Here is a 14,795-nt window from a genome sequence, read left to right on the forward strand (position 1 = left end):
AAGTTTGATTTATGGAAAGAAGAGTAGTAATTACGGGGATGGGAGCTCTGACTCCGATAGGAAATGATGTAAGTACGTTTTGGGATAATGCAAAAAGCGGAAAGCTAGGAATAGATTATATAACTTTAGTTGATAAAGATTTAGTAGATGTAAAAATAGCAGCAGAAGTTAAGGGCTTTGATCCAGATACTTTAATAGGTAAGAAAGAAGCAAAGAGATTAGATAGATTTGCTCAATTTGCTTTGGTTGCATCAGATGAGGCAATAAAGGATTCAGGAATAGATTTAGAAAAAGAAAATCTAGAGAGATTTGGCGTAATGCTTGGATCTGGTATAGGTGGATTTGAGACTATTGAAACTGAATGTACTAAAATTGCAACTGGAAAGTCTAAAAGAGTATCTCCATTTTTCGTTCCTATGACAATAATAAATTTAGGTGCAGGAAATGTAGCTATTAAATATGGATTAAGAGGACCATGTACATCAGCAGTAACTGCTTGTGCAACAGGAACAAACAATATTGGTGATGCATTTAGAACAATAAAACATGGTTATGCAGATGTAATGCTTGCAGGTGGAGCAGAAGCACCTATAACTAGACTTGGAGTTACTGGATTCCATAGTATGAAGGCATTAAATTCAGGAAATAATCCAGAAAGAGCTTCTATTCCTTTCGATAAGGAAAGAGGTGGATTTGTAATGGGAGAAGGTGCAGGAGTTGTAATTCTTGAATCTTTAGAACATGCTGAAGCTAGAGGTGCAAATATCATAGCTGAAGTTGTAGGATATGGATCAACTTGTGATGCATATCATATCACATCTCCAGATCCAGAAGGAGCAGGAGCTTCAAGAGCTATGACTGATGCGTTGCAAGAGGCAGGAATTAAACCAGAACAAGTTTCTTATATAAATGCTCATGGAACTTCAACAGAATTAAATGATAAATTTGAAACAGCAGCTATTAAAAAGGCGTTTGGAGAAGATGCATACAAAGTTCCGATATCTTCAACAAAATCTATGACAGGTCATCTTTTAGGAGCAGCAGGAGCAATAGAAGCAATAATATGTGCAAAGGCTCTTGAAGAAGGATTTATCCCGCCAACAATCGGATATAAAACAAAAGATGAAGAAATAGATTTAGATTATGTTCCTAATGTTGGAAGAAAGCAAGATTTAGAATATGCACTTACTAACTCTTTAGGCTTTGGTGGACATAATGCCACTTTACTTTTGAAAAAGTGGAAATAATAAAGATATATTTGGTAAAATAAAAAGTGTTGCATATATTTTATGCCAGAAAAGTTAAATGCAGTTAATAAGAAATATTAACTTTTGAATGTGACTTAGTACGGCATAAAATATATAAATAATATTTTTGAATAAGATATATATATATACATTGCAGAAAATAATTCCTAAGAATAATTCTAAAAATATTACAAGAATTTCACACGTAAATGTGAATTAAAAATTGAGCATTGTGCATTGCGAATTGAAATGTGAATTGAGCATTGTGCATTAAGCTGTGAATTGTGCATTGCAAAATATATATAAGAGGAGGATATTTTTATGGACTTTGAAAAAATTAAAGAGCTTGTTAAATTGGTTGACTCTTCAAGTTTGGCCTTTTTTGAGCTTCAAAGTGGAAATGATCATATAAAGATGGATAAATCATTAACTAGAGGATTAGCTGATAATGGCTCAGGAAATTATACACCAGCTGTAAATAATCAGGTTAACACTGCTGCTAGTTCACTTAGTTCAGTAGAAGGATCAGAAAATCATATAGTGGAGAAAGAAGAAGTAAAGGCTGCTGAAAAAGAAGTAGTTATAGACGATAAGGATGTAAGTATTATAACTTCTCCTATGGTTGGAACATTTTACTCTTCAGCATCACCAGAAAGCTCACCTTTCGTAGAAGTTGGCGGCACAGTTTCTAAGGGAAAGGTTATTTGCATTATAGAAGCTATGAAGCTTATGAATGAAATCGAAAGCGAATATAATGGAGTAATAGTAGAACGCTTAGCTAATGACGGAGATATGGTAGAATATGGCCAGCCATTATTTAAGGTTAAGGGGGAATAATTAATGCTTAACATAAATGAAATAAAAAAAATTATACCACATAGATACCCAATGCTTTTAATAGATAGAGTAACTGAAATGGAAATAGAAGAAAAGCAATTTGTAAGAGGGTATAAAAATGTTTCTGCAAATGAAGCATTCTTTCAAGGGCATTATCCAGAAGAACCAATTATGCCAGGAGTACTTCAAGTTGAAGCTTTAGCTCAAACAGGAACAGTTGCTATTCTTTCAATGGAAAGATTTAAAGGTAAGACTCCACTATTTGCAGGTATAAATAAAGTTAGATTTAAAGGAAAAGTTGTACCTGGAGATAAGCTAGATTTATACTGTGAAATTATTAAGATTAAAGGACCTATAGGTATTGGAAAAGGGATTGCCTCAGTAGATGGAAAAACAGTTTGTGAAGCTGAAATACTTTTTGCGTTGCAGTAGGATAGGTGATAAAAATGTTAAAGAAAGTGCTAATTGCCAACAGAGGAGAAATTGCAGTTAGAATAATTAGAGCTTGTAGAGAAATGGGAATAAGTACAGTAGCTGTTTATTCAGAAATAGATAAAGAAGCACTTCATACTCAACTTGCAGATGAAGCTGTATGTATTGGTTCTGCAATGCCTAAAGATAGTTATTTAAACATAACAAACATTCTAAGTGCATGTGTTTTAACTGGAGCTGACGCTATACATCCAGGGTTTGGATTTTTATCAGAAAATCCTAAATTCGCAAAGATGTGTAGACAGTGCAATATTAAATTTATAGGTCCTGATTATGAGACAATTGAGCTTATGGGAAATAAGGCCAAAGCAAGAGAAATCATGAAAGCTTCTGGTGTTCCTGTAGTACCTGGATATGAAGGCGAAATAAGAGACGAAGCCCATGCTTTAGAAATTGCAAAAGGTATTGGATACCCAATAATGATAAAAGCGTCAGCAGGCGGCGGCGGTAAAGGAATAAGAGTTGCCAATAATGATGAAGAATTCTTAATGGGCTTTAAAACTGCTAAAACAGAAGCAAAAGCTTGTTTTGGAGATGATTCATTATATATAGAAAAATTTGTTCAAAAGCCAAAGCATATTGAATTTCAAATATTAGCTGATGAACATGGCCATGTTATACATTTATGTGAAAGAGAATGCTCGATGCAAAGAAAGAACCAAAAGGTTTTAGAAGAAGCACCATCAAATGTATTAACAGAAGAATTAAGAGCTAAAATGGGTGAAATTGCAAAGAGAGCAGCTTTAGCTGTAGATTATAAGAATGCAGGAACTATAGAATTCTTGTTTGATAGAGATAATAATTTCTACTTCATGGAAATGAATACGAGAATACAAGTAGAGCATCCAATTACTGAAATGATTACAGGCATAGACTTAGTAAAAGAACAATTGAAGATAGCATCAGGAGAAAAATTAGCTTATACTCAAGATGATATAAAGATTAAAGGTCATGCAATAGAGTGTAGAGTTAATGCAGAAGATCCAGAACATGATTTCAGACCATGTCCAGGAACAATAGAAGAGCTTTGTGTCCCAGGAGGCATGGGAGTAAGAGTAGATTCGGCTATATTCTGTGGATATAAAATTCCTCATTGTTATGATTCTATGATAGCTAAATTAATTACTTTTGGTGATAATAGAAATGAAGCTATTGTAAAAATGGATAGAGCATTAGCAGAATTTGCAGTAGGTGGGGTAAAAACTAATATTGATTTTGAATTATCAATACTTCATACTAAAGAATTCTTAGAAGGAGATTATGATACTTCATTTTTAGCAGAAAAGATGGTGAAGAAGAATGCTTAAGGATTTATTTGTAAAAAGACAATATGCAACTGTTAAATCCTCAACGTTAAAAAAGAGTATTTCTGAAGAAAAGCCTAATATACCATCAGGTATGTGGGAAAAATGTGATAAGTGTAATTCAATGATATATGCAGAAGACTTAGAAAATTCTAAGTTCGTTTGTGCGACTTGTGGTCATCATTTTAGACTTAATGCAAAAGAAAGAATAAAAGTATTTTTTGATAAAGATACTTTTAAGGAATTCTGGAAAGACTTAAAAACTACTAATCCATTAGATTTCAAAGGCTATGAAGAAAAATTGAAAAGCACTAAGACTGATAGTACAGAAGCTGTTGTTACTGGAGTTGGAAAGCTAAATGGTATAGAAGTAGCATGTGCTATTATGGATAGCTTCTTTATGATGGGAAGTATGGGAACTGTAGTAGGTGAAAAGATTACAAGACTTGTAGAACATGCTACAGAAAATAAGCTTCCATTAATGATTTTTACAGCATCTGGCGGTGCTAGAATGCAGGAAGGTATTTTTTCACTTATGCAAATGGCAAAAATAAGTGCAGCTCTAGCAAAGCATAGTGAAGCTGGTCTTTTATATATTTCTATATTAACAGATCCAACAACTGGAGGAGTAACTGCAAGTTTTGCAATGGAGGGTGACATCATTTTAAGTGAGCCTAATGCATTAATAGGATTTGCAGGAAGAAGAGTTATTGAAAACACAATTAAAGAAACTCTTCCAGATAATTTTCAAAAAGCAGAATTTTTACTTGAAAAAGGTTTTGTTGATGCCATTGTTGAAAGAAAGAATATGAGGGCATGTATATATAAAATTCTTATTTTGCATGGAGTGAGGAATTAATTATGGATAAAGATTTTATGAAAATTAATGTAACACCATGGGAAAGTGTTGAAATAGCAAGGCACAAAGACAGACCATCTGGGCAATATTATATAGAAACTATATTTAAAGATTTTATTGAATTTCATGGAGACAGAAACTTTGGTGATGATCAAGCTATAATTGGTGGAATCGCATCTATTAATGATATAAATGTTACAGTTATAGCAATAACTAAAGGATCAAATACTAGTGAGTATATAAAAAGAAATTTTGGAATGCCTAATCCAGAAGGATATAGAAAAGCATTAAGACTTATGAAGCAGGCCGAAAAATTTAAAAGGCCAATAATTTGTTTTATAGATACTATGGGAGCATTTCCAGGTATGGGAGCAGAAGAAAGAGGTCAAGGGCAGGCTATAGCAAATAATCTTTTTGAATTAAGTAGATTAAAGACACCAATAATTTCAATTATAACAGGTGAGGGCGAAAGTGGAGGAGCTTTAGCTTTAGCAGTTGCAGATAAAATCTTTATGTTAGAACATTCTATATATTCAGTTCTTTCACCAGAAGGATTTGCTTCGATTCTATGGAAAGATCCAAGCAGAGTTAAAGAAGCAGCAGCAGTTGCAAAAATTACTGCTAAAGATTTAAAGGGTTTTGATATAATTGACGGTATCGTAAAAGAACCTAGGGGTGGTGCACATAAAAACCCTGTTAAAACAGCAGAGATTCTTAAGAAAACAATTGTAGATAGCTTGTTAGAATTAAAAGAAAAAGATTTAAATGAACTAATAGATAATAGATATAATAAATTCAGAGCTATGGGAAACTTTTATTAATTATATTTCTAGTTGCGATATATTTTATATAGATAAACAATATATAACCTAGACTTATGCAATAATCCACCGAAAGTAAAAACATTGTTATTTCACAGGACTATGAAAATTTCGCTGAAAGTGCTAAATTGCAGGTTGCACCACTAATGCTTGCTCCCAATTTCATTGTGACAAGCATCAATGGAACAATCTATAATTAAGACCTTTTAACAGCTCATTTTCAATGCCTGTTGCATAAAAATGTTTCTACTTTCTAGTATGATATTTATTGCAAAGTATAAATCGAATTCTTAAGTTGTTTATCTATAGTATAAATCTATAGATATCCCAACTAAGACCTGAACTTATGCATATAACTCGCCGAAATGAATAATATACTTTTGTTCCAGTTTCTGGTTGAAAGATATTTCATAGTCTAAGTACAGTTTATAATTGTTTATCTATAGCTTACAATTGATTTATATATGGCAAGATTTAATATAGGGGCTAAAGAGTAGAGAAGTACTCTTTAGTCCTATTTTTTTGTTTATCTATGAATTATCAGATTATTTTGAAGTATAAGAAAAGTTAATGTGTTATAATGTGCCTAGAGAATACGTTGGAGGTATCAAGTTATGGAAAGTAATAGTACAAGAGTTGCAAAGATAGCCACTAAAATGGCTATATGTGATAGACATGAAGAAGAGCATTTAAAGAAAGTATATGCAGAGAAGGGAATTAAAGTTACCGCAGTAAATGTGGGTGGAAATATAAACTCATCAATATCTAAAATACTCGAAAGTGCATTAGTTGCTGCAAAAAGAAACGAGTTAATAAGAGAAGAGCATTTGCATGAAGGTGCTGTTATAGGTGCAACTAGAGATGCGGTTATTCAAGTTGCAAATAGAGCAAATGGCCAAAATATAGGCGGAAAGATCGGAATAGCTAGAGGTGGAGAACATATTTCAGTATGCATATTCTTAAGTATTGGACTTCTGCACTTAGATGAAGTAGCTATAGGAATAGGTCACAGGGCATTGCCTTTATAGCAGGCAACAATTAACAGCATTAAATATTATTTATGGGATGGTGATAAAATTATGTTAAAAAAATTTAATGTCACTGGAACTTGCATTCCTAATAAACATTACATTGTGGATATTTCGAAAAAAATAGATAAAATAATGAAGCTTATTGATGGTGAAGAGTATTTCGTGATAAATAGACCAAGACAATATGGGAAAACTACAACTTTATTTTTACTAGATAATAAGTTAAAGGAATCAGAAGATTATTTTCCTATAAAGATAAGCTTTGAAGGTATAGGCGATTTGATTTTTGAGGATGAAAATAGGTTTAGTAAAGGTTTTATGAAAATATTAGAACGTACAATCGAGTTTGAAAATGTTGAATTATCAAAATTTATTTCTTCTAATAAAGAAAGCGTAGAAACCTTAGATGATTTATCTTATTTTATAACTAAACTTGTTAGAGAAATAAACAAAAAAGTAGTATTAATGATAGATGAAGTTGACAAAAGCAGTAATAATCAATTGTTTTTGAGTTTTTTGGGAATGCTTAGAAACAAATATCTTCTTAGAAGTGAGGGAAGAGACTATACTTTTCATAGTATAATTTTGGCTGGTGTCTATGATGTTAAAACTCTTAAAGTTAAAATAAGAAGTGATGAAGAACATAAATATAACAGCCCTTGGAATATAGCTTCGGATTTTGAAGTTGATATGAGCTTTTCAAAAGAAGAAATAATGACTATGCTTCAGGATTATGTAGAAGATAAAAAAGTTATATTAGATAAAGAATACTTTTCAGAAAAGCTTTATTTTTATACAGAAGGATATCCATTTTTAGTAAGCAAATTATGCAAGATAATAGATGAAAAGATAATGAGTGATAATGAATTTGTTTGGGAAAAGGAATATATGGATTTAGCTGTAAAAGAAATATTAAAAGATAGTAATACTAATTTTGAGAGTCTTATTAAAAATATAGAAAACAATGAGGAACTATATGATTTTGTTAAAAGAATAGTATTAGATAACGAAAATATAAATTATATAAAAACAGATAATATAGTAAGTTTAGGAAGTATATACGGTATTTTAAAGGAAAAAGATGGAGTTTGTAAAATAAATAATAAGCTTTATGAGCAATTGATTTATAATCATATGATGATGAAAGTAATAAGGCAGGATAAGAAATCAGTTATGTCTCAATATAATTATAAGTCAAATTTTATAAAAGAGGATGGAAATCTGGATGTAAAAAAGATTTTAATAAAATTCTCTGAGCTAATGAAACACGAATACTCAGCCAAAAGAGAAGCTTTTTTAGAAGCAGATGGAAGACTATTGTTCTTAGCTTTTATAAGTCCAATAATAAATGGCACAGGCTTTGCATTTAAGGAAGTACAGGGTGGAGACGAGAAACGTTTTGATATAGTCATAACTTATAATAAGAAAATGTATATATTAGAACTTAAGAAATGGAACGGAGAAGCTTACCACCAAAAAGGCTTAATACAGTTAAGTGAATATTTAGAACAGTATGGATTAGAAGAAGGTTATCTTTTAGTATTTGATTTTAGAAAAACTAAAAAAGAAACAGGAAAGCTAGATGAGGAATTTGTGAATTTCGGTGAAAAACAAAAAAGAATAATACAAGTATACTGCTGATTTACATATATGAAAGAAAAGGGTCTGCTGCTAACGGATTTTAATTCGTTAGCGACAGACCCTTTTTGATAATTCATTATATATATGAAGAAAATAGCAATTCATAATTATCAGTTCACAATGCACAATTAAGGAGGAAAAGGCGTAGGCTTTTCTAAATATATATTGAAATCTTCATTGTGAATTGGACATTGAACATTGTGTATTGTAAATCGTAAATTTTGAATTGTGAACTGTGCATTGATATATAATTTTTATACTAAAAAACTAAAAAAGCTTGCAAAGTATAGCTAGTAACTTTACAAGTATTTCAAAATATGATATCATAACTTAAAAGATTTATAAATTATTATCAATTTATTTGAATATTTATCATAAATATAGATATATATTTATGATTGTATTTATTGAGAAGGTAGTTGGCATTTTGGAGTATAGTAGGAAATTGATAATAAGAATATAGTAGGAGGATAGAAATATGGTAGGGAAAAAGAAAGCAGCCATGCTGCTATGTACAGTTTTAGTTGGAGGAATTCTTGCAGGATGTGGAAAAAGTGCAACGGATTCTAATAATGGAGGCGCTTCATCATCGGCAGTGAAGAATATTGGAGTAATTCAGTTAGTTCAACATGATGCATTAGATGCGTCTAACAAGGGATTTGTTGATGGATTAAAAGAAAAAGGATATGAAGAAGGTAAGAATATTAAAATCGAACAACAAAATGCTCAAGGTGAACAAGCTAATGCGCAAACAATTGCTAAGCAGTTTACAGATGCGAAGAAAGACTTGATTTTTGCAATTGCAACACCAGCAGTTCAAGCTGCTTATAATTCAACTAAAGATATTCCAATAATATTTACAGCAGTAACAGATCCTGTTAAAGCAGAAGTTGCAAAGGATTGGAAGAGCTCGGGAACAAATGTTACAGGTACATCAGATAAAGTTCCTGTGGACAAGCAAATAGAATTATTAAAAAAATTACTTCCAAATGCTAAAACAGTAGGAGTAATTTATAACACTTCAGAAACAAATTCAGTAACTCAAGTTGATGAGCTTAAAGCAGCTGCAGATAAACAGGGCTTAGCAGTAAAAGAAATTGGTGTTACAAATGTTAATGAGATAAATCAAAATTTAGCAAGTGCTTTAGGTCAAATAGATGTATTATATACACCTACAGATAACACAGTTGCTTCAGGATATGCGTTAGTAGGTAAACTTTGTTTAGATAAAAACGTTCCTATAATAGGTGCAGAAGAAGCAGTAGTAAATAAAGGTGGACTTGCTTCTATAGGAATAGATTATTACAAGCTAGGAAAAGAAGCTGGATATAAAGCAGCAGAAGTTTTAGATGGAAAGAAGCCATCAGATGTTGAAATAAGCACACTAAGCGATATGTCATTTACTATAAATACTGATGTAGTTAAGAAATTGAATATAACACTTCCAGCAGATATAGAAGCAAATTGTAAAAAGGTAACTGGAGGCGTTGAGTAGTGGGTGTTTTAATAAATATTTTAGAACAAGGGCTGCTATTTTCATTAGTTTCAATTGGAGTATATATAACTTATAAAATTTTAGATTTTCCTGATTTATCAGTGGACTCTACATTCCCACTTGGGGCTGCAATTTCCGCAGCTCTTTTGGTAAATGGGGTTAATCCATGGATTAGTATAATAATAGCAACCTTAGGTGGAGCGTTAGCAGGAGGAATAACAGCATTTTTGCATGTTAAGCTTAAAATAACAAATTTAATGGCTGGAATATTAGTAATGATAGGATTATATTCTATTAACTTAAGAATAATGGGAAAAGCAAATGTTCCATTATTTAATACTCCTAATTTATTTAAGTCATCAATTCCTGCTATAGTAGTGATTTTAATAATGGTTATTGTAGTGAAAATACTACTAGACTTATATTTAAAGACTAAATCAGGATTTTTGCTTATAGCTGTTGGAGATAATGAACAAGTAGTTTCATCTCTTGGAGTAAATAAAGATTTGGTTAAGGTGCTAGGTCTTATGATAAGTAATGCATTAGTTGCACTTGCAGGTGCACTAACTGCACAATACCAAGGATTTAGTGATGTTGGAATGGGAACTGGTACTGTTGTAATGGGGCTTGCAGCAGTAATTATCGGAACATCATTATTTGAGAGGTTGTCTTTTATTAAAGTTACTACCTTATCAATACTAGGGGCAATTATATATAAGGCGGCAATAGCAATAGTATTAAAACTTGGATTAAATGCCAATGACTTAAAATTAATGACAGCAATAATTGTAGTTATAGCATTATGCTCAAATAGCGGTGCCTTCAAGTTTAAGAAAAGAAAATCTGTTATAGGAGGTAGTGCTAAAGATGTTAAAAGTGAAACAACTATCCAAAGTGTTTAATCCAAATACAATAAATGAAAATAGGGTATTTGATAGATTATCATTAGATGTTAAGCAAGGTGACTTCATAAGTATAATAGGTTCAAATGGAGCAGGTAAATCAACATTATTAAATATGATATCTGGAACTCTTGAGGCAGATTCAGGATCAATATTATTAGATGGTGATGAAGTTATTAATAAACCTGAATACGCAAGATCAAAGTCCATTGGGAGAGTTTTTCAAAATCCATCAATGGGTGTAGCACCTAATATGACAATATTAGAAAATATCGCTCTTGCAGATAATAAAGGAAAGTCTTTTGGACTTAGTTTTGGGATAAACAAAAAGAGGATAGATTATTACAAAGAGATGGTAAAAGAACTTAATTTAGGGCTTGAAGATAAGCTTTATAATAAAGTACAGCTTTTATCAGGGGGACAGAGGCAAGCTTTAACTCTGCTTATGTCAGTAATGTCAAAACCAAAATTATTATTACTAGATGAGCATACAGCGGCACTAGATCCTAAAACATCAGAAATAATAATGGATATAACAAGAAATATAGTAAAAGATAGCGGAATAACAACCCTTATGGTTACCCATAATCTTAAACATGCTCTTGAAAATGGTAATAGACTTTTCATGATGCATAGAGGCAAGATTTTAGTTGATGTCAAAGGGGAAGAAAAAGAAAAGTTAGATAATAATAAACTTCTTGGACTCTTTGAAAAAGCTAATGGAGCAGAAGCATTAAGTGATAGGACATTGTTTGGATAGGATACTTAAGCGGCTAAAGCTTAGCAAAGTATATTTAACAATAATAAATAAGAAATCAAATTATACATCGTCAAATAGATATGGCATAAAAAGATAATATCTATTTGACGATGTATTTTTCTATTCTTTAGTAACTGATTATGAAGGCAAAATCTTCGTAAAGTATAATGAAAATAGTTTTACTTTTCGAAAGAGATTATAGCCGAGTGAAATCTATGGGTAACTTTTAAAAGAAGTGAAATCTATAGTCTGCTAAACAGATTCTGTTATAATTTAGGTAACTTGACTTGTGTATAAATTTGAGAAATACTTCTATAGATATAAATCCATAGATTGCTTTAATAAAATTTTATAAAGAAATAGCATAGATACCTCTAATATTTTAGGTTATGTTGCAACACAAAAATTCTAAGAAGGTTAACCTATACTGACAACAATATTAAACGAAATGAAGCAATAAACAACTATAATTTTAGAGTTAAATTTATCATATTCATGATGGAGCTATGAAAACTGGCTGGTATTATGATGATAAATCTTCCAAATGGTATTATTTTAATGAGGAAGGTATAATGCAGACAGGATGTATAAAGATAGATGATAAATGGTATCATTTTGATAATAATGGAGCAATGGAGACTGAATGAATATAAAAATCCATGTTAGGTAGGATTATTAAATTTAGTATACTTATACGCGGTGATAGCATAGTGAGATTAAAAAGTCTGAAATTTTAAAAGAAAAATATGGTATAATTAAATAAAAATGGTTAGGAGAATGAGGTATGGAAAAGCTTAAATTAATAAAAGTAATATCAGGTTTACTGGTAGTAGCATCAGTATCAGTATTAAATCCTATAGAAATATATGCTACAGAAACGGAAGGAAAATCAGTTCAATCAACGGATACTATAGTAAACAATGTTGGATCAGAGTTAAAGGTTAATTCCGAAAAAGAATCAGATAAAAGTCTTAATAATAAAGATACAGTAAGCGTAACAGGAGTAATGTTAAATGAATCAAGCGCAGTTATTAATCAAGGAGATACTTTAAAGCTAAAGGAAACAGTATTGCCAAGCAATGCAGACAATAAAAAAGTAACATGGAAATCTAGTAATACAGATGTAGCAAGGGTAAGTTCAAATGGAGAGGTAAAAGGAATATCAGAAGGAACTACAACAATTACATGTACAGCAAATGACGGAAGTGGAAGATCAGATACATGTAAAGTAACAGTTTATTATTCTTATTACAACAAAATAGGATTGCTAAATAAAGATGGTAGTGCAATGGAACTTTATAGTGATGAGAATTATAACAGTAATAATATAGTTAGCGAAGCAAAAAATAAGAGAACTTATTATGCAAAAGCGTCATCAGATAATATAAGTGTTAATATAAAAAGATTAGATGAAAAGTATATTAAAGTATTTAGGGTTACTTCATATTCAGATATTGGTGAAGTTAGAAAAGCAAAGCTTGTCGATAATGATAATATTGTTTTAGATCCAGGAACAACAACTCTTATTATAAGAGTATATAATAACAAACCAGATTCAAGCATAAAGTATGAAGATGATAATAATATCTTAAATGAATACGAAGTTAAAGTGGAGTTAGATAAGTGAATTTAATATTGGAATTAATTTTTTATTTTATTAGCTCAAGAATATCAATGGCTCATAATAGAATTGTTATGGGAATATCATCAGCACTATATAACTTTTTTAAAGGAAATAAATGTACACCATATTCTGAGCCAATAGAAGTTATATTTAAAAATGAAAGTGAAGTATATAAATTTTTACCAGATATATTTGAATAGGATTGGGTAACCTCACTCCTGTGGAAAATAAAAATTATCAAGTATAAGTATTATGCTGAATGAAAATTTAGAGTTTCGATAGAGTGGTGTTTATTACCACTCTATTTTACTTACACTTAATATTAAATAATTGTAAAATACCCATAATAGCTTAGCATAAATATTTTCGCGATATACATAATAACATTGTGGAAAATTTCTACTGTTGGAGGAAGTAAAAATGTTTAAGAAAATGCTATCTATTATAATGTTTCTAATGATAATGTCATATATGTTATTTAGCTTTAAAGAAAAAGCCACATTTGCGAGTATTAATGCTGCTGAAAAAAGACCTATTAGAGTAGCTGTATTTTTAATAAATTTTAGTGATGATTATATTTCTTTAGTTCGCAAAGATTTAGAAGATATTCAAGAAGAAAATCCAGGAAAAGTAGAATTTACGTTTTATGATGCTAAATCAAATCAAGCAGTGCAAAATGAGCAGCTTGATAATGTACTTAAAGAAGGTGTTGATCTTATAATAATGCATCTAGTTAAGAACAGGGATGAATTAACGGTAAAAAGAGTTACTAATCAAATTGCTAAAGCTAATATTCCAGTGATATTTTTTAATAGGGAGCCGCTGCTAAGTGAGATTAAAAGATACAATAAATCTCTATATATAGGGTTAGATGCAAAAAGCGATGGAATTATGGAGGGTGAGCTTCTTGCTAATGAATGGAACACAAGTAGAGATTCCATTGATAAGAACCATGATGGAATAATGCAATATGTTCTTTTAGAAGGTGAAAGAAATAATTTGGTAGCAGCTGATAGAACAAAATATTCTCTTTTAGCACTTAGTGAAGCAGGAGTAGAAACTCAGGAGATTGAAAGAGTATTTGCTTATTGGAGTAGAGAACTCGCAAAAGAGGCCGTAGAGTCGCTATTTTTAAAAACTGGACCTAAGATTGAAGTCATAATTGCAAATGACGACTCTATGGCATTAGGTGCAATTGAAGCACTACAATCCTATGGATATAATTTAGGAGATAAAGAAAAAAATATTGCAGTAGTTGGTGTTGAGGGATTGCCAGAATCACAGAAGTTAATTAATGAAGGATTAATGTTAGGGACTATTTTTCAAGACCCAAAAGCAATGGCAGAAGCACTTTATACTATGGGAATGAATATGGTTAAAGGCAGAGATCCAATTGAAGGTACGGATTATCAATTTGATCAAACAGGAGTTGCAATTCGCATACCTAATCAAATTATATATAAGAAATAATTTGATTAGGTATTAAAATAGAAGAAGATTAACTTAATTGTTTTGAGTTTTAGAGAGTGTAAAATAGTCTGTGTAAACTTCATTAGAATGATATAATAAATTATCAAATGAAGGGAGCACAGGCTATGTCTTTATCTAGAGATGAATTAGTAAAATTAATTTTGAGTAACTCTGATATAAAAACGACTGAAGATATACAAAATACATTAAAGGATTTATTTGGAGGGGTACTTCAGCAAATGCTGGAATCGGAGATGGAAAGTCACTTAGGATATGCTAAACATGATTATGAAAATAAAAACACTTCAAATA

At 30.9% G+C, this 14,795-nt stretch carries 15 protein-coding genes and 1 pseudogene; all 16 read left to right on the forward strand.

Annotated features, from left to right (window positions below; all coding sequences use genetic code 11):
- Positions 1-11: 11 nt before the first annotated feature.
- A complete protein-coding gene (gene fabF, locus L1S46_RS06280) occupies positions 12-1,247 on the forward strand; it encodes a beta-ketoacyl-ACP synthase II (protein ID WP_238899531.1) in 1,236 nt (411 codons plus the stop codon).
- A 321-nt stretch (positions 1,248-1,568) separates the two neighbouring features.
- Positions 1,569-2,084: an acetyl-CoA carboxylase biotin carboxyl carrier protein gene (gene accB, locus L1S46_RS06285; RefSeq protein WP_238899532.1), complete on the forward strand. Its 516-nt coding sequence runs from the start codon at positions 1,569-1,571 to the stop codon at positions 2,082-2,084.
- Positions 2,085-2,087: 3 nt separating this feature from the next.
- Positions 2,088-2,516, forward strand: coding sequence for a 3-hydroxyacyl-ACP dehydratase FabZ (gene fabZ, locus L1S46_RS06290; RefSeq protein WP_011968417.1), 429 nt, complete (start codon positions 2,088-2,090; stop codon positions 2,514-2,516).
- Between the two features lie 14 nt (positions 2,517-2,530).
- Positions 2,531-3,883: an acetyl-CoA carboxylase biotin carboxylase subunit gene (locus L1S46_RS06295; RefSeq protein ID WP_017210850.1), complete on the forward strand. Its 1,353-nt coding sequence runs from the start codon at positions 2,531-2,533 to the stop codon at positions 3,881-3,883.
- Positions 3,876-4,739 carry an acetyl-CoA carboxylase, carboxyltransferase subunit beta gene (gene accD, locus L1S46_RS06300; protein ID WP_238899533.1) on the forward strand — a complete coding sequence of 288 codons (864 nt, stop codon included), beginning with the start codon at positions 3,876-3,878 and terminating at the stop codon, positions 4,737-4,739. Before L1S46_RS06295 ends, accD begins: the two co-directional genes overlap by 8 nt.
- Before the next feature lie 2 nt (positions 4,740-4,741).
- Positions 4,742-5,560: an acetyl-CoA carboxylase carboxyltransferase subunit alpha gene (locus L1S46_RS06305; protein ID WP_238899534.1), complete on the forward strand. Its 819-nt coding sequence runs from the start codon at positions 4,742-4,744 to the stop codon at positions 5,558-5,560.
- A gap of 614 nt (positions 5,561-6,174) precedes the next feature.
- Positions 6,175-6,588 (forward strand): HutP family protein, encoded by a 414-nt coding sequence (locus L1S46_RS06310; RefSeq protein WP_238899535.1) that lies wholly within the window; start codon positions 6,175-6,177, stop codon positions 6,586-6,588.
- Positions 6,589-6,639: 51 nt separating this feature from the next.
- Positions 6,640-8,232, forward strand: a complete 1,593-nt coding sequence (locus L1S46_RS06315) for an AAA-like domain-containing protein (protein WP_238899536.1) — start codon at positions 6,640-6,642, stop codon at positions 8,230-8,232.
- Positions 8,233-8,710: 478 nt separating this feature from the next.
- Positions 8,711-9,727, forward strand: a complete 1,017-nt coding sequence (locus L1S46_RS06320) for an ABC transporter substrate-binding protein (RefSeq protein WP_238899537.1) — start codon at positions 8,711-8,713, stop codon at positions 9,725-9,727.
- Positions 9,727-10,629, forward strand: coding sequence for an ABC transporter (locus L1S46_RS06325; protein WP_017210844.1), 903 nt, complete (start codon positions 9,727-9,729; stop codon positions 10,627-10,629). The genes L1S46_RS06320 and L1S46_RS06325 overlap by 1 nt, the downstream gene beginning before the upstream one ends.
- Positions 10,595-11,389, forward strand: coding sequence for an ATP-binding cassette domain-containing protein (locus L1S46_RS06330; protein ID WP_077304991.1), 795 nt, complete (start codon positions 10,595-10,597; stop codon positions 11,387-11,389). The genes L1S46_RS06325 and L1S46_RS06330 overlap by 35 nt, the downstream gene beginning before the upstream one ends.
- Positions 11,390-11,895: 506 nt before the next feature.
- Entirely contained in the window at positions 11,896-12,036 is a 141-nt protein-coding gene (locus L1S46_RS06335; RefSeq protein ID WP_275298966.1) for a hypothetical protein, read from the forward strand.
- Positions 12,037-12,173: 137 nt separating this feature from the next.
- Positions 12,174-13,016 (forward strand): Ig-like domain-containing protein, encoded by an 843-nt coding sequence (locus L1S46_RS06340; RefSeq protein ID WP_238899538.1) that lies wholly within the window; start codon positions 12,174-12,176, stop codon positions 13,014-13,016.
- On the forward strand, positions 13,013-13,213 hold the full coding sequence (locus tag L1S46_RS06345; RefSeq protein WP_238899539.1) for a hypothetical protein: 201 nt from the start codon (positions 13,013-13,015) through the stop codon (positions 13,211-13,213). Before L1S46_RS06340 ends, L1S46_RS06345 begins: the two co-directional genes overlap by 4 nt.
- A gap of 220 nt (positions 13,214-13,433) precedes the next feature.
- Positions 13,434-14,483 (forward strand): galactose ABC transporter substrate-binding protein, encoded by a 1,050-nt coding sequence (locus L1S46_RS06350; RefSeq protein ID WP_238899540.1) that lies wholly within the window; start codon positions 13,434-13,436, stop codon positions 14,481-14,483.
- Positions 14,484-14,608: 125 nt separating this feature from the next.
- A pseudogene (locus L1S46_RS06355) lies at positions 14,609-14,795 on the forward strand (IS256 family transposase); the annotation flags it as partial.

It is taken from the genome of Clostridium sp. YIM B02500 (genome assembly GCF_022324665.1).
GTDB classification, from domain to species: domain Bacteria; phylum Bacillota; class Clostridia; order Clostridiales; family Clostridiaceae; genus Clostridium; species Clostridium beijerinckii.

Bases quoted from the DNA above. Each gene is read 5' to 3' on its own strand.
- fabF (WP_238899531.1), top strand. From the start codon at position 12: ATGGAAAGAAGAGTAGTAATTACGGGGATGGGAGCTCTGACTCCGATA.
- accB (WP_238899532.1), top strand. From the start codon at position 1,569: ATGGACTTTGAAAAAATTAAAGAGCTTGTTAAATTGGTTGACTCTTCA.
- fabZ (WP_011968417.1), top strand. From the start codon at position 2,088: ATGCTTAACATAAATGAAATAAAAAAAATTATACCACATAGATACCCA.
- L1S46_RS06295 (WP_017210850.1), top strand. From the start codon at position 2,531: ATGTTAAAGAAAGTGCTAATTGCCAACAGAGGAGAAATTGCAGTTAGA.
- accD (WP_238899533.1), top strand. From the start codon at position 3,876: ATGCTTAAGGATTTATTTGTAAAAAGACAATATGCAACTGTTAAATCC.
- L1S46_RS06305 (WP_238899534.1), top strand. From the start codon at position 4,742: ATGGATAAAGATTTTATGAAAATTAATGTAACACCATGGGAAAGTGTT.
- L1S46_RS06310 (WP_238899535.1), top strand. From the start codon at position 6,175: ATGGAAAGTAATAGTACAAGAGTTGCAAAGATAGCCACTAAAATGGCT.
- L1S46_RS06315 (WP_238899536.1), top strand. From the start codon at position 6,640: ATGTTAAAAAAATTTAATGTCACTGGAACTTGCATTCCTAATAAACAT.
- L1S46_RS06320 (WP_238899537.1), top strand. From the start codon at position 8,711: ATGGTAGGGAAAAAGAAAGCAGCCATGCTGCTATGTACAGTTTTAGTT.
- L1S46_RS06330 (WP_077304991.1), top strand. From the start codon at position 10,595: ATGTTAAAAGTGAAACAACTATCCAAAGTGTTTAATCCAAATACAATA.
- L1S46_RS06335 (WP_275298966.1), top strand. From the start codon at position 11,896: ATGAAAACTGGCTGGTATTATGATGATAAATCTTCCAAATGGTATTAT.
- L1S46_RS06340 (WP_238899538.1), top strand. From the start codon at position 12,174: ATGGAAAAGCTTAAATTAATAAAAGTAATATCAGGTTTACTGGTAGTA.
- L1S46_RS06350 (WP_238899540.1), top strand. From the start codon at position 13,434: ATGTTTAAGAAAATGCTATCTATTATAATGTTTCTAATGATAATGTCA.